Genomic DNA, 23,154 nt, shown 5'->3' with positions numbered 1-23,154 from the left:
GTAATTCTGGAATGAAGAAATCATTGCGCCTTCTTGCGCCGGCTTTGGCCCTCGCCCTACTGGCGGGGTGCGCCAACCAGCCGCGCGGCCTCTATTATTGGGGGTCTTATCAGGACGTTTTGCTGGACATGTACACCAAGCCCGGCGAAGCGGACAACAATACGCAGATCGAGAAGTTGACGGTCACCATCGAGCAGGCCAACAACCACGGCCAGCAAGTCCCTCCCGGATTGTACGCGCATCTGGGCATGATCTACGCCAGCGCCGGAGAGCCCGGCATGGCGGTAGAGGCGTTCAATCAGGAGAAAGCGCTCTACCCTGAATCCGCACAATTCATCGACGGGATTCTGGAGAGAGCCAAAAAGGGGGCGACTAAATGAGATCTTTGCAACTCTGGAAGCTTCTCGGCTTGTTGTCGCTGACCGTTATATTGAGCACCGGCTGCGCCACGCAACAGCCCTATGACTACTCCGCGCTGTTGGCGAGCAAGCCACGCTCGATCCTGGTAATTCCGCCGCAGAACAATACGGTGGAAGTGAATGCGCCCTATATCTTCCTGTCCACGATCTCTGCGCCGCTGGCGGAAAAAGGCTACTATGTCTTCCCGGTTGCGGTGATTGATCAGTTCATGAAAGACAATGGGCTGCCCACCCCCGCGGAAATGAACAGCGTCCCTCTGGACAAACTGCGCGAGCATATCGGTCCTGACGCGGTGTTGTACGTCACCATCGACGACTGGGGTCAGCAATACCAGATCATCTCCTCCGTCGCGGTAGTGTCTTCGTCCTGGCGCCTGGTTGACGCCAGATCCGGCGAAACCCTGTGGCAAGGCCGCGCCTACGCGCAGCAATCCTCCGACGGCGGCAACAATGGTCTGGCGGGCATGCTGGTGGCGGCGGTGATTGAGCAGGTAGTGAACTCCGTGAGCGACAAAACTCCGGAACTCTCCGCCAACGCTAACTACAGAACCATCAACGCACCCAGCAACGGCCTGTTGCCAGGACCGTATTTGAAGGTGGAGACGCAGGGGCAGTAACAATCAGCAGCGGACTGAAAGCGTCCACTCTGATGCGATAACCAAAAGGCCTTCCAATACAACGGAAGGCCTTTTTCGTTTACATGAAGTCGAAAATTTCTCTTTAACGACTCTCCCTAACCCGCGTCCCTGAGCGCAAAATCCACTTTAAAAACTATCATAAACCTTCAACGTCCATTGGAAGGCGTCGACTTTGTTGCGTTCGTTGATGGGGATGGCGAAGTCCAGGTGGATGACGTTGCCGGTGCGGGCTTTGCTGGAGATGAGGCGCATGCCGAGGCCAATATCGAACAACACTGGCGGCGCCTCGCTGTCACCGGATTCCCAGGCGCGGCCCATGTCGATAAAGGCGACGTTGCCCAACCGGAACAGGTTGAATACGTGGGTGGTGGAATAGAAACGGCGTTCAATACTGGCCAGGAAGCGGCGGTCGCCTCGCTCAAAGCCGCCCGGGTAGCCTCTCAAGCCGAATTCATCGTCCAGAGTCAGTTCTTTGTCCTGATCCAGGTTGTCGCCAAGGTCCGCCTTGAAGCCGAAAAACCAGCGGTGCTGGTCATCGGTCAGATGCACGTAGGATAAGTCGGCGCCGATCAGGCTGTTTTCCAGTCTGCTGTCTTCGGTATCCCAATAGCCATCGAGATGAGCGCCGACAAAGAACAGGTGATGCTCGCCAAAACTGTAGGCGTCGCTGTACTGGCCATTGAAACGCCACTGGGTGCGATCATTGCCCAGAAAGTCGCCGCCGTAGCCCAGTTTCACGTAGATATTTTTCCCCAGAGAAACGTCTTCCGTGGTCTCGATGAAGTCCAGGTTACGGTAGGTGGCGAACAGGTTTTCGACTCTTTCATACGCCACCCAGGGATAGGTTAAGGCGCGGTCTTGCGGCGTGCCGCTGCGGGTGGCGTCCACGGCGGAAAAGTTATCTTCCTCGCGGGTGATCCCGACATACCAGCGGTTGGCGAAGTCGCGCCGCAGACCGTCTGAAAGACCAAAGTAGAGGTTGTAGAGATTGCTCTCGTGACGATAGGCGTTAACTTCATCGCCTTCGTCTTTGATCTTGTCCACCACAGAGTCTTCATGCAGATCGCCGCCAGCGGCCCAGCGGCTGTCCAACGCGTAGAAAGGCCGTTCCAGAGAAAACAGCTTGGTTTCTCCATCGCTGGTGTCGCCGTATTGCACCTGGGTTTTCAGACGGGTTCCGAACAAGTGATTAGAACCGAACATGTAGTCGACGCTGCTGCGGTCGTCATCTTTGTTGTAGGCGACGGAAACTTGATTGCCCGTCCCGAAGATATTGTTATCGCTCAGCTCCAGACCCACCTTGCTGGCGCCATCCGAGTGACTGAACTTCACACCCGGCTCCAGCGTCCAGATATCCCGGGTCACTACGAGCAGGTCAATTTTGCCGTCGCACTGACGCAACGGCACGATGCGCGCGTCGATGAGATAACTGTTTTTCCTGAGAATCCTTTCCGACTCACGCAGCGTGTCCACATCCAGACGATCGCCGCTCTTAAACAGGAGTTGTCCAGAGACCACATCCGTACGCGTCAGGATATGAATCTTGTTCAGCAGACGATACAGGAAGTTATTTTCGTCTGGATCGGACTCGTCAAAAACCGGAAGCGGCTCCACCCAGATTTGTCCTATCTCGGCGCCGGCGTAGTCATCCAGGGAATAGGCGCCGCTTAGCCCGACAAAATCGAACTTCGAGGTTTTCTCAGCATCGTAGATGGGCTCGCAGTCTGCGTCAGAATGATCACCTTTTTCCTGTGCAACAGCGAGCGCGCTGCACAGCGCCGCCAGCCAGCAGAGGCTCACGCCCAAGGTCCGCAGCTTTCTGTTCACGCCCATGCACGGGCTTGTCTTGTTTGCGCCTTCCGCCGGGTTATTCACGGTTAACGTCACACGCCGATTAATAGATGACAGCCTCATCCTAATCAGGCGGGGAACAACCAATTATCAACGGGACATCAAGCAAACATCAAAGTTGGAGACTCTTGATCATTGCTTGATATTTTCTTGAGACTTGCTTGGTCCGCCATTTCCTAGAATGCCCCCATACAAGCTGTTAGACGGACGATACGATTTTGAAAAACTGGCAAGACGATTCAACGGATTTCTATCGAATTCACTTCTGGTATCCGCTCCTGGCCTTTCTGGCTCTGATAATGCTGATCAACGACCTGCATCTGGATTTATCGCTGGCGGATGCGATCTACAGCTGGGAGGGACATCAATGGTTTTTGCGGGACGCCTGGGTGACCAGCGATCTTCTGCACAATGACGGGCGACGCATGGTCGGCGTTATGGCCTTCCTGCTGCTGGCGTTGCTGACAGGCTCCTTCTTCATACAACGACTCCGCCCTTATCGACGCGCTTTGGTCTATCTGTTTGCTAGCGTGGCGATTTCTCTGCTCAGCGTCTCCCTGCTTAAGCGTCTCACCCAGGTTAACTGCCCCTGGGATTTGCTGCGCTACGGCGGCGCGATCTCCTTCGACGCCGCCAGCCAGGATGGACAGTGTTTCCCCGCCGGCCACGCCAGCGGCGGCTACGCCTGGATCGGCCTTTACTTTGTCGCGCTAGTCCACTTGCCTCGTTGGCGCTTCAGGGCGCTGGGGTTTGCGTTAAGCCTGGGAGCGGGTTTCGGCGTCGCGCAACAGTTGCGAGGCGCTCACTTTGTTTCCCACGATATCTGGACTCTCGCTATCTGCTGGTTCGTCGCTTTGGCCGGCTACCGCCTGGCGTTCCCTCATAGTGTCGCCGTCACGCCGTCTGTTTCAGCACCGCAAAAGGCGTCATGGCCGAGATTACAGGCAGCGTCTAAACTTGCAGAGGAATAGTGTTGGTCTGATGCGACGGGAAACCAGAAAGGCGGTTAAAGCCCGCTCAGGATTGACAGGCGCGGATCAGCTCCGCCCCAGTTTCAACCCGATCGCGGCAATGACGCCGTCTTTGACCTCTTTCACCACAAAATGCACCGGTCCAAGTTGGACCCGGTCGCCCACCACCGGTTTGCCGTGGAACTGACTGAGGACAAAGTCGGCGACGCTTAACTCAGCATCCTTATCCCGGACATTAAAACAATACAGCTGGGCCAGGTCCGCCAGTTTGGCGTCGGGGTTGATGGCGAATTCGCCGAAAAACAGACTGGCCTCTATATCGCGCGGCTGTTCCGGGGCGAAATAACGCCCCAGGGCGCTGCTGGTCCCTTGCGTCGCCAACGCCATCACGTAATCATCCACCGCCAGTTTTTGCTCCTTCGGCGCCGCCAACAGGACGCCCAGGCGAATCACGCCAATCAACTGCGCGCCTTCCGACAGCGGCAACTGCCTCCCCTGCATTCCCAGTGCGCGACAACTGGGAGACACTTGATACAGCAACACTTCCTTCTCCTGCGAGTCGGGGATTTTCAGCGTCAGATGCTCCGGCTCCCGCACCGGCGGCGGTAATTCCACCTGCAGCCATCTGGCGATGGGCGCAATGGTCCAGCCTTGCAGAATCAGCGAAATCAGCACGACGAAGAACACCAGGTCAAAGTAAATGCGGGTATGCTCCAGTCCCGCCAGAGAAGGAAATAGCGCGAGTATGATCGGCACCGCGCCGCGCAGACCGCACCAGCTGATAAAAGCCTGTTCCCGCCATGGAAAGTGGAAAGGCGCCAGAGACAGCAGCACCGCCAGGGGGCGAGCGAAAAAGATCAGCACGAAGGCGATGGCGATCGCCGGCGCGATAATCGGCGTCATTTTGCTCGGCGTAATCAACAGCCCCAACATCAGAAACATGATGATCTGGCTCAACCAGGCCAGCCCATCATGGAAGCGATGGATATCGCCGCCGTAGGGCAACGATTTGGCGCCGATCATCACCCCCACGATATAGATCGCAAGAAAGCCGCTGCCGCCCAACAGGTTGGTCACGCCGAAGAGGCTCAGCGCCCCGGTCAACGCCAACAGCGGATAGAGAGAAGCGGATAATTGCAGGCGGGCGAGCAGCCTCGATAATATGAAACCGCCAGCGCCCCCCGCCGCCAGCCCCAGCCCCATTTGAATCGCCAGCTCGCTCAACAGGGACCAGCCGGGATTGCCTGTCGGCGCGCTCAATAACTGCACCAGGGTGATAGTCAGAAATATCGCCATCGGATCATTGGAGCCAGATTCGATTTCCAGGGTGGCGCCGGTGCGCTCTTTTAATTCCAGCCCCGCGCTGCGTAATAAGCCGAACACCGCCGCCGCATCCGTGGAGCCGACGATAGCCCCAATCAACAGACCTTCTTGCCAGGTCAGATCCAGAATCCAGTGGGCCGCCAGCCCGGTCAAACCTGCAGTCGCTAAAACGCCCACGGTGGCCAGCGATAGCGCCGGACGCAGGCTGACGCGGAACGTATCCCGGCGCGCGCCCAACCCACCGTCAAAAATAATCACCGCCAACGCCAGGTTGCCGACCAGAAACGCCAGGCCGAAATCGTCGAACTTAATGCCCCCGGGCCCGTCCTCCCCCGCCAGCATGCCCAGGACCAGGAACACCAGTAACAGCGGCGCCCCAAGCCGACGCGACAACACACTGGTGAACACGCACAGCAACGCCAGCAAAGCGCTGCCAAAAATAAACTGGTAAGTGGTTTCTATTGTCATCCGTTAGTCAATCCGCCGCCTGTCTCGCGCCATTCCCCGCTCCCGTCAAAACCAGGCCTGCAACGCCGCTTAAGCGTGCGCCGCCGCCTTGTTTTCTCCGGTTGCTAATTCCCCTGACTGTACTAAGATAGCCATCTCGCGACCGCTGTCTCTGAGTGGACGATTTCACGCCGTACTGATCATGCTTGTTTCTGATTAGGAAACACCCGCCTTATATATCGCGATTACCCAACATTGCATGTCAAGCACAATAAAACGGAGATCCCGTAATGGAAATGACTTCCCCAAGAAGGAAATTTGTCTCACGCGATGTTCTAAAACAAGTTAAATCCCATTTAAAACAAGGCCTGGTTGGCGCGCCCTTATTGGATGACACCTCCATCGCCGGTTGGTTTATGGGCACGAAAGGCGAAAATCTTGACGTAGTGAAGAAGCTGTTGAGCGCCGTTGTCGAGAAAACGCTGGAAGGACGCACCAATCAGTTTCCGGAAGATCCCGGATATATCACCGATAAAGTGAAGTCTTCCGATGCCTACGTGCAGGCGCTACAGAATATCGAGCAGCGCAGCGACGACCTTCTCAGCCTATTGACCCAATACTCCGTCCCCTTCTCCAGCCTGCGTTATCAAGGGCATATGACCTGGGACATCACTCTGCCGGCGATTATCGGCTACCTGTCCGGCATGCTGCAGAACCAGAATAACGTTACGCCACAGGCTGCGCCGGCGACGACATTACTGGAGATCGTCGCCGCCAACGACGTGGCGCAAATGGCCGGCTTCAATGTGCGTCCCCTGGAAAATGACAGCGAGTCCGCCGAACCGCGTTCCTGGTCGCATATCACCAGCGGCGGCACGGTCGCCAACATCGAAAGCGTTTGGGCCGCCCGCGAACTCAAGTACATGCCTCTGGGCATTAAATACTCTATGGAAGACGGGCAAGCTTACGCCTCCATTCGCGACAGCCTCACCCTGCCTGACGGCCAACGTGTCGCCGACGCCAGCGCCTGGCGTCTGCTCAACCTGATGCAGGACGACGCATTGAACCTGCCGGGCAAAATGGCCAGTTTGCTCAGCGTGGACGAAGCGACCGTCTGGAAGACGCTGGGAGAAGGCTATTCCCTCAACTCCAGAGGCATGACCTTCTTCCAGAATAAATATCTGGCGGCGGAAAACATCAAAGCGCCTGCGATCATTGTCCCCTCCACCAAGCATTACTCCTGGGTGAAGTCAGCCGCCGTGCTTGGCCTGGGCGGCGGTCAGAAAGGCTTGACCGAAGCGCAGATGGCGGACATCAACGTGATTGGCGACGACGCCGTGCTGAATGTCTATGTGGATGAAGAAGGCAGAGTGAAAACCGATCTGCTGCAGGCCGTACTGAACACCTGTAAGCAGAACAAAAAGCCCATCCTGCTTAACGTCGCTGTCTTCGGCTCCACCGAAGAAGGCGCGGTGGACCCGGTGGAAAAAATACTGCAGATCCGTGAGGGCTTCCGTCGCGACGCAGAACCCTTCGAGTATGCGGTGCATACCGACGGCGCCTGGGGCGGCTATTTTATGGCTTGCATCCGCAAGCCCTTTGAGATGGGCTCCGAACCGCAGCAGGGCGCACAGGCAACAGATCAGTTCGACAACAGCGACACTTGGTTCAGAGCGTCGGTGTACGAAAGTATGGCCCATGTCCACCGTTGCGACAGCGCCACGATTGATCCGCACAAAATGGGTTACATCCCCTACCCGGCGGGCAGCCTGACTTACCGCAATGAGAAAATCATCAACCTGCTGAGTTTCAGCGCGCCTTATATCAGTTCGGAAGGCGACAGCGACAGCATCAACACCCGCAATATCGGCGAATCCGGCCTGGAAGGCTCCAAGCCCGGCGCGGCGGCCACCGCGGTTTACCTTAGCCATCAGACTATTCGTCCAGACAAGCGCGGCTATGGCCATATCATCAACCAGAGCATGCTGAACTCGAAGTTGTTCTACCTGTATCTGGCGACTATGGACATCGCCTTCCCGGACGACAAGTTCGATCTGATTCTGCTGACTCCGATGCCCAAAGATCAGGAAATGCAGCGCAAAGCCATTGCCGAAACATTGTGGAAGCGTCAGGTCTCCAAGCGTGACCTGCTGCAGCATCGCGAAATCAGTTCGTTCCTGACCAAGGTCTCCGGCGACCAGAATATCGTGGACTATGTGTTCGTCGATAAGAACGATCGTTCACTGGAGCGGACGCTGCAGCTTAACAACGACCTGTTCGACAAACTCAGCGTACCGCCAGGGCAGCCGGTCTCTCCCGACCAAGTGTTCGTATCCATGACTACCTTTAACCGGGATGATTACGGCGACGACTTTATGAACGCCCTGGGCGAGCGCCTGTTTGAAAATCCCCAGCAGGTGAACGCCATTCCCTGCATCCGTTCCGTCATTCTGGACCCATGGGCGATCTATACCCATGAGCATGATCAGATGGGGCTGTACAACTTCTTTACGGATATCTTCCTGCCGAAACTGAGAAAAGAAGTGAACCTCTTGTGCAGTCAGTAACGTCTGACGACGCAACGCAGGTTGTGTCGTAGATGAATAGAGTGTTCGAGACAGATGCTATGCTGTAATCAAGTGTAATTGCTGTATTTCTCACGCGGCCGCGCCTTCCCGGCCGCGTGTTTTTTGAACCGCCCTTCCCCTCGGTAACAATAAGCTTTACGCGTAACCGTAATTATTCTTGCCCAGTCGTTTGATCTGATACATCGCCGCGTCCGCGTTACGCAGCAAGGCTTCCGGATCATCGCCGTTATCGGGGTACGACGCCACGCCAATACTGGCCCCGATATACACTTCCACTTCACTGCCGTCGTTTGAAGTCACGGTCACCGGCATGGAGAGCGTCTTGATAATCTGGTGGGCGACCAGACCCGCATGCTCGCGCTGCTGCAGATCCGGGATCAACACGATAAATTCATCGCCGCCGATTCTGCCTACGGTATCCGAAGCGCGTACGGAAGATTGCAGGCGCACCGCCACTTCCTTCAGCAGACAATCGCCGGCGTCATGGCCGTGCTGGTCATTCACCGCCTTGAAGCCATCCAGGTCGATGAACAACAGCGCCGCGACGCCCTCATTGCGCCTGGCGACGGCGATCATGCGGTCAAGTCGATCCTTGCACAGGCGCACCGTGGGCACGCCGGTCAGCGCATCGTAGTGCGCCAGCTTTTTCAGCTCAGACTTGGCTCTTTCTGACTCATCCAGCGCGTTTTGCAGCGCACTGATATCGTATTCGGACACCAGTATCACGTATTCGCCGCTCACCGGATGCCGGCTCGCGCGCATATCCACGGTGTGCTTGCGGACGCCGCGGCGGGTGATCATCAAGTGGTCCTGCGAGCTGTCCAGCAACGCCTGCCCTTGGCGCAGCCTCTCTCTGCCTTCCTCCAGATCATGAAAACGGCTTTCGAACACGGAAACCCCTGCCGGCGCGCCCTCCCTCACCGCATATCCGTATAGCTCGGTGGCGATGGGGTTTTCAAACAAGGGCTGTCCGCCCAGGGAGAAACTGGTCACCGCCACGGAAGTGTAATGAATCGCTTCGGTGAATAAGCATTGTTCAGGATTATCTCCTGGCGGCCCGCCATCGGAGATGAAGGCGATGGTGCCGCGATGGCGCTCAGGCCCCAGCAGAACCGCCCGATGACGCATATGCAGACGTTTGGGCTTTTGCTCAGGATAGGCGGTCCAGGAATTGACAGAGACGCCTTCCAGCGCCGCTTTCTCGAAAGTCTGCCGCATACGACGGCGCGCACTGGCGGTATCGCCGGACATGTCCTTGTCGATCACCTGTTGAAGATTATCTAGCCCCCAGAATGCTACGCCCGCGGCATTGGCCCACCAGAAGGCATGAACATCCAGGTCGAAAATAAAGATCACATCGGGATGCAAATCAAAGAGCGCAACGTCAGCGCGGGACTCCAATACCGGAAGGCGACTGATATCGACGTCTTTATACAAAGGACACACTCCTTCCGGCCTCAGCGGCCAGACCCCGGCTTCATAGTTGCAAAGGAAGTCCAAGATCCCTGTCCGCTCATCCCTGTGACTGACTATGTATAAGAATTAGTCAGAAATGGTGGAAGCGCCAGTCATGAGTGACTGTATTCACCCTGCTGGGGATCGATAACCAATCAGATAGGAAAGGCGCAACGTCTTTCGACAAACCAAGTCAGTAGCCCAAGCATCGCTCTCGATTGGTGGATATTTTATCGATTGATATATGTCCCTGGGTTAATCCTGATCCCAAAGCTGAATGGCGCGTCGTACGTTATAACTCAGCCGGTAGGTTGGAAAAGCGCAGCGCCTTCCAACACGCCAAATCAGCAGATCACGTTTTGCTTTTTGTCGCCAACTATGGGGCAATGTCCCGTAGCTTGTAACGTTTTCTCCTGAGCTAATTGTGACGCCCACGTTGGATGGCGCTTTGCTTATCCAACCTACAAGTTTCAGAAGATGAGAGCCAGGGGAGATGGCGCTAAGCGCTATGTGGCACGGTCACCAATATGGGCTGTCCGTTGGTGATTACCATCGTATGTTCAAACTGGGCGGATAAATTCCCTGCGGCGCCAACCAGGGTCCAGCCGTCGCGGGCTTCCGTGACGTGTTTGCTCTTGGTGGACAGAAAAGGTTCGATGGTGATGACCAGCCCTTTGTGCAAGCGCCGTTCTTCGCGAGGATCGTAATAGCCCAGAATCTCCTTCGGATCTTCGTGCAAGCTGCGCCCTACGCCATGGCTGCACAGATTTCTGATAATTTTGAAGCCTTTGTCCTTGGCGACTTTCTGGATTTCCTTGCCGATGACATTCAGATTCTCACCTGCTCGCGCTTTCGCCGCGGCGTTGCGCAACGCCAACTTGGTCGCATGTAACAACCGGTCTTTTTGAGGCGTGGATGGCGGCACGATAAAGGTGCCCCCGGTGTCCGCGAAATAACCGTTCTTTTCGCCCGAAACATCAATATTAACGATGTCTCCGGGGCGAATAACGCGATCCCTAGGAATGCCGTGCGCCGCTTCTTCGTTCACGCTGATGCAGGTATAACCGGGAAAGTTATAAGACACCAACGGAGCCGACTGAGCCTCATATTGTTCAAACAACGCCTTGCCAATGGCGTCCAGCTCTGAGGTCGTCATCCCCGGCTCAGTGCGCACTATCATCTCCTGCAAAATCGTCGCGACAATGCCGCCGATATGTTTCAGGTGTAGTAAATCTTGCTCTGTTTCTATGGTCATCGACCAGCTCCTAAATACGATCAGTTAAATGCCCAGCTTAAAATCCAACTGCATGACGAATGAGCTAAACCCCATCTCAATCACCACCGGAATATCAACGGCAAATGAGGCCGGAAGTCGTGATGCTTTCCCTCTTTTTCGTGATCAAAGCCTATTTCCAATAGGCTCTCATCCCCCGCCGCCATCTCAAATCCACTCACAGTGGTCGCCTTAATGGCGGCGTCGGAGGGCGTTTCTCTATTGGGGGATGTCACGCAAACACGTGTAACTTCTCTGAAACCGGTGGCGTGCGTTAGTGGCTGTGCGCGTTCAGGGGCGGCTTGGTCTGGTCTGCTGGCAAACTCCAGGTAAAACCACATAGGTTCGCTTAATGGCGATTCGCCGACTTCCACGCGCAGGGTTTCCGGCAGGTACTGGGGACGGTAGTCCCAGCTTTTGAACGGTGCTGGGCTTCGCTCCTTACCTGTCTCAGGTCGAAAGCAGACGCCAAATGGTGAAACATCTGCACCGCATTGGGTGAGCCGTTCCAGAAGCATTGTAGGCCGCGTCAGCTCACTGTCCGCTTCTTGGGGATTGTTTAAATACAACAGCTCGATAAAGGCGTTGTGGAAGAAAAAACGGCGATTAGCCGTGCCCTGACCAGGGTGAGTATTCGCGGAGCCTTCCGTCAAACCAAAGGCGGTTAACACATCCCCTTCCGGGGCCTCTTCCGATACGCAGATAAAAATGTGGTCCAATTCCATGGTGATGCTCTTCGTTCTATGAAAGTTCTGGACGCCTAGTTTGCAGGCTCTTCCTTACGCGCTCGGAACCGAAACCAGCTCGCCAGCTTTCTAATTCCGTGGATAATGGCGAAATAGCCCAGATACTGTCCGAGTATTCCTACAGTAATCAATGACCAGCTAGAGTCAAGAACGCCTTCCATTAGGGAAATAAATAACCCTCCTGGCGCTAAAAAGATAATAAGAAAAGTAAAAGAGCCATGCGCCATTGCATAGCTGAAATAGCCTGCAAAAAGAGTGATTGGAATACAGATTAGCGCCCACAGGGCGGATTTATGGACATCCTTCATTCTTCGGTCCTATCAATATGGCAGGATAGCGTTATAAAATTTTTTGAGGGGGACCGCCAATACATCCTTGCTTTGTATGGGCATCCGCAAGAAGTTCAATTGCCTTAAAAACATCTATTCAAGTTCAGAAAGCTCTTGTCTGATCTCATCAACTAACGATAAAAACGCGTCAAGAGGGAATTTCATAACTGGCGGCTTGTCCAAAAGCCGTTGTTCGTGGAAAAACTCTATTTCCATGTGTTCAATGCCTTTATCCCTATTTATTTGGCAGAGTATTTGGCCACCATACGAAATTTCAGCAGTCAAAAGGTTGTATTTTGTGTCGCTAAAATAGTCAACGCTAAACTTATCGCTCATGATCGTTTCTTTTAAAGCCAAATCCATCAAGGAACAATTCCGATAGTATCAATTCCATCAACCGTGAAAGCCACCACGTCCGTAGTCTTTATGGAATACATAACCTCAACATCAGCGTCTTGTGGTGGTTCGTTAAATCTCTTCGATAGCGCTTTCACAGTATGCTGTATCCCATCCAGGAACCCATTGTCTCGAGCCACTTGCTCTTTGCGCGCCAGTTCAACCATGGCAAACGGATAGATAATTGCACAGGTCATTAACGCGCCAACAACGGCGCCTATTAAATACGTTTTCACTGATCACCATGGCTGTATAAAAAAAAGACTTTTTCGAGGACGTATGTCATTAAACCCTAAAATATCATTTGGAGGGGGCCGTAATAGCTTACATAGGCTGAACCCGTATATGAGATCGTTCCCCAGCTTCCTTTTTTGACATATTTAACCAGTCATCCACTTACGCAAAAAAAAACACCCAGCCCGGACTGCCGCCCTCCCGTAACATAGCTATTTATATCGTAAAAGCGCATTAGGCGCTCCCTACCTAGTAACTTTTCCCCTGCAGCCGTTACATCACAGGATGAAATTCTATTAAACGCCCTCTTGCAATTATCACAATAACTTGATTTCCTTAGCATATTCTCAATTAACATTTTTTCATTTCGCTTTGTCGAAAATCGCTTTCGCCGTTCGACAAGGTGTAAATCCCCACTCTATTCCAGGCTTCCACTTGCCTGCCGGAGTCCATCGATGACAGCCGGGACACAGGGATTTGACAGGTTTATGATCATATTTTCACCACTTCACTGGCTATTTGGCGAATGTGATCCAACGCTTTAACTCACTTTGCAGAGGAAGTGCATATGCTTAAAAAGCTCCTATGGGTGTTCGCTGGCCTTGTCGTCGTGGCGCTCATCGTTGGGGGGATCATCCAGGTCAAGATGCAGCAGTTCGACACCATGGGGGCCGCCGCGGCGCAGATGACCATGCCGCCGACGCCGGTCAACACCTATACCGTCGAACAGTCGCAATGGCGTCCGCGCGTCTCCTTGGTGGGTTCCGTCAAACCGGTGCAGGGAACGGTGATCAACACGGAAATCGATGGGACGGTTAAAGAAATCAAATTCTCCGCCGGCGCGGACGTGAAAGCCGGCGATGTTCTGGTTCTGTTCGATGATCAGATCGAACGCGCCGAGTTAAGGGAGGCGGAAGTAGCCGCTGAGCGCGCCCAGTTAAGCCTGACCCGCGCCAAAGAACTGAGCAAAACGCGCAATATCTCCCAGCTTGAATTCGACAACGCGGAAAACGACGTGAAACAGGCGCAGGCGCGACTGAATTACAACCGCGCGGTGATCGCCAAGAAGACGTTGCGGGCGCCCTTCGACGGCAAGCTGGGCATTCGCCAGATCAGTGTCGGCCAGTTCCTGGACAGGGGCACGCCTGTCGTGTCCCTGCAAGCGTTGAATCCTGTGTATGTGGAGTTTTCGCTGTCGCAGCGTCGTCTGGGCGAGCTGGCGGAAGGACTGAAAGTGGAAGTCGTCACCGACGCTTATCCAGACCAGAAGTTTGTCGGCAAAATCACCGCGTTCAACCCGGACGTCGACCCCAACACCCGTAACGTGCGGGTGCAGGCGACCCTGGACAACCCTGAGGGCAAACTGCGCCCGGGTATGTTTGTGGCGATTGATATGATTCTGGCGCAGACGCGTGACGTGCTGTTTATCCCCTCTACAGCGGTATTGCACGGCCCTTACGGTTCTTCCGTCTACATAGTTGATGAAGGCGAAGCCAAAGACGGCGGCGATGCGCCGCTGGTCTTGCGGCAGCAACTGGTGCGGCTGGGAGAAACCCAGGGCGACTTCGTCATCGTGGTCGAAGGCGTGAAACCCGGCGACCGTGTGGTGTCCACCGGCTCATTCAAGTTGATGCCCGGTATGTCCGTGCTCATCGACAACAAGATGGCTCCGGATTTCAAACTTAATCCGCAACCCAAGAACACCTGACAGGGCCGCCGATTATGAAAGCTTTTACTGATATATTCGTGCGGCGTCCGGTGCTGGCCCTGGTGGTCAACATCGTCATTATTATCGCCGGCGTGCAGGCCTGGAACTCACTCAGCGTACGCCAGTACCCGCAAAGCGAGAACGCCTCCGTCACGGTGGCCACGACTTACGTGGGAGCCAGCGCGGACGTGGTGCGGGGGTTTGTCACCACCGCGATTGAACGCGCTATCGCCTCCGCTGACGGTGTGGATTACATCGAGTCCAAGAGCATGCTGGGGCTGTCTCTGGTGACCGCCCGGCTGAAGCTTAACTACGATCCCACCAAGGCGCTGGCGGACATCACCGCCAAGGTGAATCAGGTGCGCAACGAGCTGCCCGCCGGCTCGGAGCTGCCCGCCATAAGCGTGCAATCCGCCGATTCGGAATTCGCCGCCGCCTACCTCAGCTTTTGGTCCGAATCGTTGTCACAGAGCGAAATCACCGACTATCTGGTGCGCGTGGTGCAGCCGCGTCTGGCCGCGCTGTCCGGCGTGCAGCGGGCGGATATCTTCGGCGCCCGCACTTTCGCCATGCGCATCTGGCTGAAACCGGATCACATGGCGGCGATGAACATCAGCCCCTCGCAAGTGCGCGACGCCCTCGCCGCCAATAACTATCTGGCGCCGGTGGGCAGCACCAAAGGCAGTTTCGTACAGACCTATCTGACCGCCAACACAGACCTGCATACCGTGGAGGAGTTCAAGGAACTGGTGATCCGCCAGGAGAACGACACCATTATTCGTCTGCAGGATATCGCCGACGTGGAGTTGGGCGCGGAAGAATACGACACCGAAGTCAGCTTCAACGGCCAGACCGCCGTGTTCATGGGCATCTTCCCGCTTCCCAGCGCCAATACGATTGAAGTGGTGGAGCGGGTGCGCAAAGACCTGGAAGCGATTACGGAAGACCTGCCCCCCGGCCTGCAGGGCGGCATTGGCTATGACGCGTCGGAGTACATCAACAACGCCATTCATGAAGTAGTGGGCACCCTGACCGACACGCTGTTGATCGTGGTGGTGGTGATCTTCCTGTTCCTGGGGTCTTTCCGCTCCGTACTGGTGCCGATTGTGGCGATACCCGTGTCCCTGATCGGCGCCATCTTCCTGATGCAGGTGTTTGGATTTACGCTGAACCTGCTCACCCTGCTGGCGATTGTCCTCTCTGTGGGGCTGGTGGTGGATGACGCCATCGTCGTAGTGGAAAACGTCGAACGACATCTGCGGGAAGGCCGCAGTCCGGTTGAAGCCGCGCGTATTGGCGCGCGGGAGTTGATCGGTCCGGTCATCGCCATGACCATCACCCTCGCGGCGGTGTACACACCTATAGGCCTGCAAGGCGGTTTGACTGGCGCCTTGTTCCGCGAGTTCGCCTTGACCCTGGCGGGAGCGGTAACTATTTCGGGCATTGTCGCCCTCACGTTGTCGCCGATGATGAGCGCCAAGTTGCTGCGCAGCGCCGAGAGCGAGGAAAAAGGCTTCACTGGCTGGGTCAACCACCGTTTTGATCGCCTGCGCGACGGCTACGGCAATGTGCTGGAAAAAGTGCTGCGCGCGCGCCCGGCGGTGTACACCATCTGGGCGGGGCTCAGTCTGATGGTGATCCCCATGTACATGTTCTCTCCCAAAGAACTGGCGCCGTTGGAAGATCAGGGCTTTATGTTCGGCATCATCAACAATGCCGCCAACGCGTCGGCGGATCAGAAGGCGCATTTCGGTCACGCCGCAGAGCAAATCTTTCTGAACGCGCCGGAACGTGATCTGACCTTCCAGATACTGTTGTCGCCCTCCGACCCTTTTGCAGCGGCGCTGGGCGTCGGCGGTTTCAGCGGCATGGTGGTGAAGCCCTGGAATCAGCGCGACCGCCCCATCTCGGAAATCGTGCAGGACATGCAGTACCAGTTAAGTCAGATTCCCGGCCTGCAGGTGTTCGCGGCGCAGCCGCCCGCCCTGCCCGGCGGCAGCAACTTCCCGGTGGAATTCGTCATCGCCTCCACTGCGGAACCGGAACAGATGCTGCAACTCGCGCAACAACTGCAGATGAAGGCGATGGAAAGCGGCTTGTTCTACTTTCCGCCGGATATCGACCTGAAGTACGACCAGCCGCAGTCCGAAGTGGTGATCGACCATCGCAAAGTGGCGGCGCTTGGGCTCAATAACGCGCAAATTGGCGCAGACCTGAGCGCGGCCCTGGGCGGCAACTACGTCAATCGTCTCAACATGGACGGACGCGCCTACAAGGTGATTCCTCAAGTGTCGCGAGTGGAGCGTTTGAATCCGGATCAGCTCAAGGATATCTACGTCTCCGGCCCCGAGGGGCAGTTGATGCCGCTCAGCGCTGTGGCCACGATCACCGACAGCACCGTGCCGCGTTCACTGAACCGCTTTCAACAGCTTAATGCGGTGAAGCTGTCCGGCATGACCGCTCAGTTGGACGAAGGCTTAAAGGTACTGGAAAAAGCGGCGGAAGAAATCCTGCCGCCGGGCTACACCATCAACTACACGGGCGAGTCCCGTCAGCTGCGTACGGAAGGAGGCAAGTTCCTGCCTGCGCTGGGGCTGGCGATTCTGATGATCTTCCTGGTGCTGTCGGTGCAGTTCAATTCCTTCCGCGACCCCTTCGTCATTCTGTTGGGCTCAGCGCCATTGGCCATGTTCGGCGCTCTGATCTTCACCACGTTGAAGATGCCGGACCCGAATATGCCCTATTGGACCAACGGCTGGACCACGACTATGAACATCTATGCTCAGGTGGGGCTGGTGACGCTGGTGGGATTGATCTCCAAAAACGGCATCCTGATCGTGGAGTTCGCCAACAAGCTACAAATGCAGGGTATGGATAAACTCAACGCCGTACATCAGGCCGCCATGACCCGTCTGCGTCCGGTACTCATGACCTCCGTCGCCACCGTCGCGGGCCACTTCCCGCTGACCCTGGTGGAAGGCCCCGGCGCTGCAGCCCGTAACTCCATCGGTCTGGTGCTGGTGGGCGGTATGGCTATCGGCACCCTGTTCACGCTGTTTGTGACGCCGGCGTTGTATGTGCTGCTGGCGCGGCAGCATAAGGACGACCCTGTCGGTGACGAAGTTGAGTCCGGCCATCCTCAACCAGTAGCCAGTTAACCAATCTCCAAGGCCTGCTCTCTATTGAACGGATTGCAGGCCTTTTCTCTTCCCTGATTCTCTTTCTTTTTATCTCTTCTATCTCTTCGCAATTATCCAGGCAAACTTCAGCGTTTACTCTATGCGTCGATTCAAGGCTAGCTGGCGCCGCCGTCCTGCTGCTTCTGCTGCTGTACGCCTGATTGCGATTGGATGTCCTCATCGATCACGACGCCACAGGCGATGCGCGCGCCGCCGCCTCCGAGATCAGGTTTGTCGGAGTAGTTGTCGCCGCCTTCGTGGATGATCAGGGCGTGTCCGCGCATGTCTTCAACTTTGAGCTTGGGCGCCAGAACTTGTTGACTGGCGTTTCCCTCTTCATCGACAAATAGCGCTGGCAGATCGCCTTGGTGTCCGGGACGAAACGGTCCCGTATGTCCGCCCTCTTTGTCAGGGTCGTAATGTCCTCCGGCCGCTGCGCCCGCCGTCATCTCACCACTCTTCTCCGCCGCATCGCAGCTCCCTTTTTCATGCAGGTGAAAGCCATGCATTCCCGGCTCCAGCCCTTCCAGGATTGGCCTGATTAATACGCCATGCGGAGTGGGCTCCAGAATGATAGAACCAATTTTGTCGCCAACGCCGTCCTCGCTGATTTTGTTAACGGAAACCCGCGTGGCGTTTTGCGCATGGGCGCTAAAAGCGCCGCTCAACGCCAGGGTTGCAGCGGCGACGGTAATAGCCAGTTTGTGCATTGTGTATCCTCCTGTTCGAATGCAACGGAAGAAGCCCGCATTCATCACAGGCTTCATTCACTTCAGGAGGTAGCAATCAAAGTCTATGCCAGCAGTCCGACAAAGCGCAGCAGGCCCGCGATACCAGCCTGTTCCGCTGGATTCATGACTGGCTCACGCCTGACTCATAGACGACCGGGGTTTGTAGCTTGTGCAATCCGGCTGTAACTTTTGCGGCCGACTATTGCGTCAACCGAGACCTTGACCGCGAGCATAAGCGAAGCGGCAAAAAATAAAAGCGGCTGGTAAAGATAAGGTGAGTCCGACGACGCCAAAGACAGGCTCGTCCAGCATAAACAGGACACTGAAAAGCAGGCTGATTGCATACACAAAGAACGGCCCTGCATAGCCGAAAAATCGTAATACCAGCAGCAGGGGCGTCAGTACGAATATTCCCATTGCGAACAGGATAAATATCCCCATCAATGCGCCTTCCGCCAATTTGGGAAACCAGTCACCGAGAGAAAACGCGACAGGAGAAGCGATCCCCACTGCGCCAAACAGCGCTGCGCCGGCAATGCCGCCCGCCGCCAGACTGGCGATGGCCACACTACCGATCATGTGCGTGGGCCGCCCGGTAAACAGCTGCGTTTTCGCGGGTGCGGCAGGAGCGCCCTTTTCCACACTGGTTTCCCAGCCGTCATAGTCGCCACCGTGTTCATGCGCTTTACGATTAGAGAACATCGTATGAAACGAAATGTCGTCCAACCGCATGCTTCCGGTATGGCTGTATATCACCTGAAATCGGTCTCCATCCTCTTCCCTGGCGCAGCGGCTCACCACGTAATGCTCAGCGGCCGCCCAATCCGCAAACTGCTGCGCCTGAGCCTGCGTCGGAAAACACGCCCAGTGCGTGACTTCCCTTTGAATATCCGGTTGATCGCCGCTTTTCGCCAGCGTTTGCAACACCTCCAGGTCTTGAATGACTTGCCAGTCATCTTCCGACGGATAGAGATTCCGCCAATAGGACTGCTTTTCCGGTTCTGCACTCACACCGAACTCCAGGGTATAACCGAATTGGCGACCGACATTGCGGATAATCGCGGCGGCGATCTCTTCATCGCAGTTCATGTAATAAAAGAAATATCGCTCGTGGTTTACGCTTATGCGTCCCGCATACACCGCGTTATGCGCGTCCAAGCCTTGAAAGAGCGCCTCATCAATCTCCTCCAGCGCCGCAAACTCCTCAGAAGTTGGCAACCCTTGCGCGTTGGCGCGCTTCAATTTCAGCTTTACAGCCAATAGAGAGTCACGAGCGTCGGTCCGCGCAATCTCCTCATAGCCCAGGTTTACCGACACCCAGGCTTGCCCCTCGTCAGTGAATTTGGGATAGACACTCCAATTATCCTGCATGGTTTCTCTCGTCGTTATGAAATTTCGCCGCTGCCTGACTGGTCAAATCGAGCACCTGTCCATGAATGCGACCTTCGCTGGAGCCTTTAAAAAATCGCCCGATGTAAATCCGATTTGCAGAGTGGTCCGGGGTCGCCCTGATTATTGCCGACCCGCGCCCAATGAGCCTTCACGCTATCGGTCACGATGGACCTCGCGCCTGCGCTGGAAACCGCCTCGTGCAAGGCGTTTTGCGGCATTCTCGGATTATTGTTATGGCTGTATATCCAGAAATTGAGATCGCCTCCGCAGCCCAAAGCGCCCGCGGCTTCTCTGAGAGCAACGCCTGTATTTTCGTATAACGTTCTGTTGGCGTTGACCAGGGCTGGCGCCGATGCGCCCAGCTCGTCTCCCACATCCAGATTCTTGACATAAACGTCGCGCAGCAGATCATCTGCGGTTAGGTTGAAAAAGAACATCCCCACGCGAACCGCCTGGATAATATCCTGTGTCCGCGTCGCGTCTACTTGGAAAACCCAGACTTCTCTACTGTCTACGATACCTGCCTGCACTCCTTCTCCGCGTATCCAGGCGATAAACGGAAAAACATAGCTATAATCATGATGCGTCGCCCGCCATTCCTCAAATGAGTGCAAGCAGGTCCTTACCATAACGTCTTTCTCTTGAATGTCATTATCCAATGCAAGAGAGACGTTTGTTTTATAGTCATAGCGTCCCTCAGCGAGGGTCAGCGCTCCCCTAGGTTTCTTCATGGCCAAACTCTTCCATGTGCTCAATAACTTCGGAAGAAATACCGCCAACGTAGTATATGCAGTCTCTTTCCAAGGCCCGATGCGAGCTCTCTTGAGCCTCCTTTTCCGTCAGTATCGGCGCAGTGAGACATCTGATCGGACCGCGATATTGTTCGCACTTCCAGAGATCCATCAGCGCCATTTTGTTTTTCGCCAGGTATTGGTCAAATAGATCCAATGCTTCTCTCATTGACGTGGCGGGAACCACACCAACGCCGACAATGTACTCTGATCCGTCATAATTCATTGGCGAAGCAGGCTCCATGGAAGCCCTGTGGTGAATTAGCCAGGCGGACACAATTTCCATCATTTCTCTCCTGATTTAACAACGCTATGCATCAAACGGCTCCCTGCTTTATAGAGCCTGAAAACTTCACAAATAATAACGTCCTATATCCGGTAAGCTATACTTTTTATGCAGCCCGAATATATTCTTCAGCGACGCCCATGCCGCACTGCGCCTTGACTGCAAAGAGTGAACCTTTATGAATCACAGAACCTGGAAGGCCAAAGGACTCATCGCCCTGATCGTTGGCGTTCTCTTCGCTTCCGGGTCCGTCTTCGCAGAAAAAAGAGCGCTCGTGGTCGCTGGCGATGAAGAGAAGAAAGGCGGCTATCTGGTCGACATTACGGAAGCCGCCTTCAGTCGAGTCGGCTACGCTACCGATTTTCGTTTCGTGCCCTGGTCCAGAGCGCTTACCAAGAGCATCGCAGGCGAATACGATATGTTATTGGCCGCCTATTACACCAAGGAGCGGGCGGAAAAGCTGGCCTATTCCAACCCCATCGGCGTCGCGCAGGTCATGCTATTAGAGCGAAAAGAAAGCGCAATCTCCTACCAGAAGATTGAGGACCTGAAACCCTACCGGATTGGCCATATCAGCAACTCCAAAGTCAGTCCCGAGTTCGATAGAGCGGAAGCGGAATATTTGAACATAGAGTACGCGTTTGACGCCGAAACCAATATCCGCAAGCTGCTGGCGGGCAGACTGGATCTGGTCGTTGAGAAAAAGCAGCGTATCATACAGCTGGTGAATACCGTGTTCGCCTCCGAGGCCCACAAGCTGGCGTTTGTCACCCCTCCCCTGCACACCAACTATTTTCACAACTGCGTGTCAAAAGCGAATCCCGACTACCAGAAAATCATTCACGACTTCAATCTTGGCCTGGATATCATCCGCAAAGATGGAACCGAAGCGCGAATATTGAAGAAGTATGGGGAAGACGGGGAGCTTTGAAACCACTGATTGGAACGCCGGGCGACGCCTTGCATTGTTAACCTCCCCCCATCATCTCTCTCAACCTGGCCCGAATGTCGTCAGGAATGGGCGCCGCTTTCTTGTTGCGGTAGTCGAAATGAACCAGCGTGGTTTGTCCCGTGGCGCGCAGGGTATCGTTTTGTACGATGCGCTGGGTGACCGTAAACGAGGCGTTTCCAATCTCCGCGATGGCGGTAAAGATGGCGACCTCGTGTTCGTAGCGAATTTCGTCATGAAACTCGATCATGTATTTCACAGTGATCAAGTTGGCTTTGGATAGGTCGCGCCCTGGCATAAACAACTCAAAAATGGGGTCTCTCGCTTTTTCCAGCCACACAGGCGGCACAGTGTTGTTGATATGCCCCATGGCGTCGGTTTCAGCATAACGGGGGGAGAGTTCGTAACGGTACATGCGCAGTCCTTTTTCGCCACTCACGGAAGGGATTCATAATTCCAGCGTCCGTCGCAGCGTACCAATTCCTTGCGATTATTCAAAGCTTTAGTCGCGCTCCGGGTTGGTCTCCTGCACCCCGGCGCCCTGCCACTTCGCATTGATCTTGTAGAAGATCCCCTTCTCTACAATACGTCGTTTGCCGGCGTCGAATATGTCCAGCAGTTTCTGACCGTCAGGATTCTTTTTGGCGCTGACGGCGAATTCGTCAGTGAAGTCGAACACAGGAAGTTTTTTGTAATGATTGCGCCAGTTCGCCTGTTGCAGCGCGTAGTCGAAGTTCAACTCGTATCCGGCGAGGCCGTCCAGATGGCCTTTATCCAACATGGCGAAGCCTTGCAGTATCTCCCCTACGTCATATTTGACGATGCGGGTCTGTCGCTCCCACTCCAGACCGTAATTCCAGCCCCGCAGCACGCCAATGTTTTTGCCTTCCAAAGACTCCAGACCGTTCCAGCTCAGTTTTGCGTCAGGTCTTACGTAGACCAGAAACTCCACATGATTAATAGGCTCCTTGGAGTAATTGAAGTAGCTGGCGCGCTCCTGGTTGAAGCCTGCGGGAAACAAGATATCCAGCTTGCCGGCCTTTACCTGATCAAAGGCGCGAATCCAGGGGTAAATATAGAGTTGAATGGTGTACCCCATTTCATGATAGCTCTCCCTCAACACATCCCAGCTATAGCCTTGCAGACGTTCTGAATCCAGGCCCGGAGGGATTGTTTCCAGTTGCACATTTTCGGCAAAACGCTTGTCGAACGTGAATGGCGGATAGTTGGTCAGGGTGGCGACCCTCACCAGCTTATCCGCGCTGGGTTGGTGAAAATGATCTTTCGCCCAGGAAAAAGGCGCGCCCAAGAGAAAAACAGCCAAAAGTAAGATCAAATACTGCACAGGCATCCCCCGCATGTCGACGACGATATACCCCAAGCTGGTTTCATCCAGAACGGCGACAAGGGGGCGCAAGTCGCCGTGATGAACTTCCGTGCTTACTTGC

At 55.2% G+C, this 23,154-nt stretch carries 21 protein-coding genes; 7 read left to right on the top strand and 14 right to left on the bottom strand.

Features of this window, described 5'->3' with window-relative positions; genetic code table 11:
• Window positions 1-11 precede the first annotated feature (11 nt).
• Window positions 12-380 (top strand): DUF4810 domain-containing protein, encoded by a 369-nt coding sequence (locus EUZ85_RS17255; RefSeq protein WP_127970456.1) that lies wholly within the window; start codon window positions 12-14, stop codon window positions 378-380.
• Window positions 377-1,036 carry a DUF799 domain-containing protein gene (locus EUZ85_RS17250; protein ID WP_127970455.1) on the top strand — a complete coding sequence of 220 codons (660 nt, stop codon included), beginning with the start codon at window positions 377-379 and terminating at the stop codon, window positions 1,034-1,036. Before EUZ85_RS17255 ends, EUZ85_RS17250 begins: the two co-directional genes overlap by 4 nt.
• A gap of 147 nt (window positions 1,037-1,183) precedes the next feature.
• On the opposite strand, the gene EUZ85_RS17245 is transcribed toward EUZ85_RS17250, so the two are convergent.
• Window positions 1,184-2,890 (bottom strand): hypothetical protein, encoded by a 1,707-nt coding sequence (locus EUZ85_RS17245; RefSeq protein ID WP_127970454.1) that lies wholly within the window; start codon window positions 2,888-2,890, stop codon window positions 1,184-1,186.
• Window positions 2,891-3,126: 236 nt separating this feature from the next.
• Here EUZ85_RS17245 and EUZ85_RS17240 point away from each other — a divergent pair, with 236 nt between their 5' ends.
• Complete coding sequence (locus EUZ85_RS17240; protein WP_127970453.1) at window positions 3,127-3,879, top strand: phosphatase PAP2 family protein; 753 nt, start codon at window positions 3,127-3,129, stop codon at window positions 3,877-3,879.
• Between the two features lie 66 nt (window positions 3,880-3,945).
• On the opposite strand, the gene EUZ85_RS17235 is transcribed toward EUZ85_RS17240, so the two are convergent.
• Window positions 3,946-5,670: a potassium/proton antiporter gene (locus EUZ85_RS17235; protein WP_127970452.1), complete on the bottom strand. Its 1,725-nt coding sequence runs from the start codon at window positions 5,668-5,670 to the stop codon at window positions 3,946-3,948.
• Window positions 5,671-5,939: 269 nt separating this feature from the next.
• On the opposite strand from EUZ85_RS17235, the gene EUZ85_RS17230 reads away from it, so the two are divergent.
• Window positions 5,940-8,216 (top strand): pyridoxal-dependent decarboxylase, encoded by a 2,277-nt coding sequence (locus EUZ85_RS17230; protein WP_127970451.1) that lies wholly within the window; start codon window positions 5,940-5,942, stop codon window positions 8,214-8,216.
• A gap of 156 nt (window positions 8,217-8,372) precedes the next feature.
• On the opposite strand, the gene EUZ85_RS17225 is transcribed toward EUZ85_RS17230, so the two are convergent.
• The 6 genes from EUZ85_RS17225 to EUZ85_RS17200 all read right to left on the bottom strand — a co-directional run bounded on the left by EUZ85_RS17225 (window position 8,373) and on the right by EUZ85_RS17200 (window position 12,672).
• Window positions 8,373-9,674, bottom strand: coding sequence for a sensor domain-containing diguanylate cyclase (locus EUZ85_RS17225; protein ID WP_127970450.1), 1,302 nt, complete (start codon window positions 9,672-9,674; stop codon window positions 8,373-8,375).
• A gap of 517 nt (window positions 9,675-10,191) precedes the next feature.
• Window positions 10,192-10,947: a type I methionyl aminopeptidase gene (gene map, locus EUZ85_RS17220; RefSeq protein ID WP_127970449.1), complete on the bottom strand. Its 756-nt coding sequence runs from the start codon at window positions 10,945-10,947 to the stop codon at window positions 10,192-10,194.
• Window positions 10,948-11,027: 80 nt separating this feature from the next.
• On the bottom strand, window positions 11,028-11,690 hold the full coding sequence (locus EUZ85_RS17215) for a VOC family protein (protein WP_127970448.1): 663 nt from the start codon (window positions 11,688-11,690) through the stop codon (window positions 11,028-11,030).
• 35 nt (window positions 11,691-11,725) lie between these two features.
• Window positions 11,726-12,019 (bottom strand): hypothetical protein, encoded by a 294-nt coding sequence (locus EUZ85_RS17210; RefSeq protein WP_127970447.1) that lies wholly within the window; start codon window positions 12,017-12,019, stop codon window positions 11,726-11,728.
• A gap of 114 nt (window positions 12,020-12,133) precedes the next feature.
• Window positions 12,134-12,376, bottom strand: coding sequence for a hypothetical protein (locus EUZ85_RS17205; protein ID WP_127970446.1), 243 nt, complete (start codon window positions 12,374-12,376; stop codon window positions 12,134-12,136).
• 26 nt (window positions 12,377-12,402) lie between these two features.
• On the bottom strand, window positions 12,403-12,672 hold the full coding sequence (locus tag EUZ85_RS17200) for a hypothetical protein (RefSeq protein WP_127970445.1): 270 nt from the start codon (window positions 12,670-12,672) through the stop codon (window positions 12,403-12,405).
• A 566-nt stretch (window positions 12,673-13,238) separates the two neighbouring features.
• On the opposite strand from EUZ85_RS17200, the gene EUZ85_RS17195 reads away from it, so the two are divergent.
• Window positions 13,239-14,378, top strand: coding sequence for an efflux RND transporter periplasmic adaptor subunit (locus tag EUZ85_RS17195; protein WP_127970444.1), 1,140 nt, complete (start codon window positions 13,239-13,241; stop codon window positions 14,376-14,378).
• A gap of 14 nt (window positions 14,379-14,392) precedes the next feature.
• Window positions 14,393-17,536: an efflux RND transporter permease subunit gene (locus tag EUZ85_RS17190; RefSeq protein WP_127970443.1), complete on the top strand. Its 3,144-nt coding sequence runs from the start codon at window positions 14,393-14,395 to the stop codon at window positions 17,534-17,536.
• Window positions 17,537-17,673: 137 nt separating this feature from the next.
• Here EUZ85_RS17190 and EUZ85_RS17185 read toward each other — a convergent pair whose 3' ends face one another.
• The 4 genes from EUZ85_RS17185 to EUZ85_RS17170 form a co-directional block, all read right to left on the bottom strand.
• Window positions 17,674-18,267, bottom strand: a complete 594-nt coding sequence (locus tag EUZ85_RS17185) for a superoxide dismutase family protein (protein WP_127970442.1) — start codon at window positions 18,265-18,267, stop codon at window positions 17,674-17,676.
• 228 nt (window positions 18,268-18,495) lie between these two features.
• A complete protein-coding gene (locus EUZ85_RS17180) occupies window positions 18,496-19,659 on the bottom strand; it encodes a DUF695 domain-containing protein (protein ID WP_127970441.1) in 1,164 nt (387 codons plus the stop codon).
• 86 nt (window positions 19,660-19,745) lie between these two features.
• Window positions 19,746-20,411 (bottom strand): hypothetical protein, encoded by a 666-nt coding sequence (locus EUZ85_RS17175; protein ID WP_127970440.1) that lies wholly within the window; start codon window positions 20,409-20,411, stop codon window positions 19,746-19,748.
• Window positions 20,398-20,760, bottom strand: a complete 363-nt coding sequence (locus EUZ85_RS17170; protein WP_127970439.1) for a hypothetical protein — start codon at window positions 20,758-20,760, stop codon at window positions 20,398-20,400. The genes EUZ85_RS17175 and EUZ85_RS17170 overlap by 14 nt, the downstream gene beginning before the upstream one ends.
• A 175-nt stretch (window positions 20,761-20,935) precedes the next feature.
• On the opposite strand from EUZ85_RS17170, the gene EUZ85_RS17165 reads away from it, so the two are divergent.
• Complete coding sequence (locus EUZ85_RS17165; protein ID WP_127970438.1) at window positions 20,936-21,688, top strand: ABC transporter substrate-binding protein; 753 nt, start codon at window positions 20,936-20,938, stop codon at window positions 21,686-21,688.
• Between the two features lie 37 nt (window positions 21,689-21,725).
• On the opposite strand, the gene EUZ85_RS17160 is transcribed toward EUZ85_RS17165, so the two are convergent.
• Window positions 21,726-22,145, bottom strand: coding sequence for a thioesterase family protein (locus EUZ85_RS17160; protein WP_206618088.1), 420 nt, complete (start codon window positions 22,143-22,145; stop codon window positions 21,726-21,728).
• A 63-nt stretch (window positions 22,146-22,208) separates the two neighbouring features.
• A complete protein-coding gene (locus EUZ85_RS17155; RefSeq protein WP_127970437.1) occupies window positions 22,209-23,123 on the bottom strand; it encodes an ABC transporter substrate-binding protein in 915 nt (304 codons plus the stop codon).
• Window positions 23,124-23,154: the final 31 nt, after the last annotated feature.

It is taken from the genome of Hahella sp. KA22, assembly GCF_004135205.1.
In the GTDB taxonomy this organism is placed as follows: Bacteria; Pseudomonadota; Gammaproteobacteria; order Pseudomonadales; family Oleiphilaceae; genus Hahella.
This window is presented reverse-complemented; position numbering and strand designations above follow the sequence as displayed.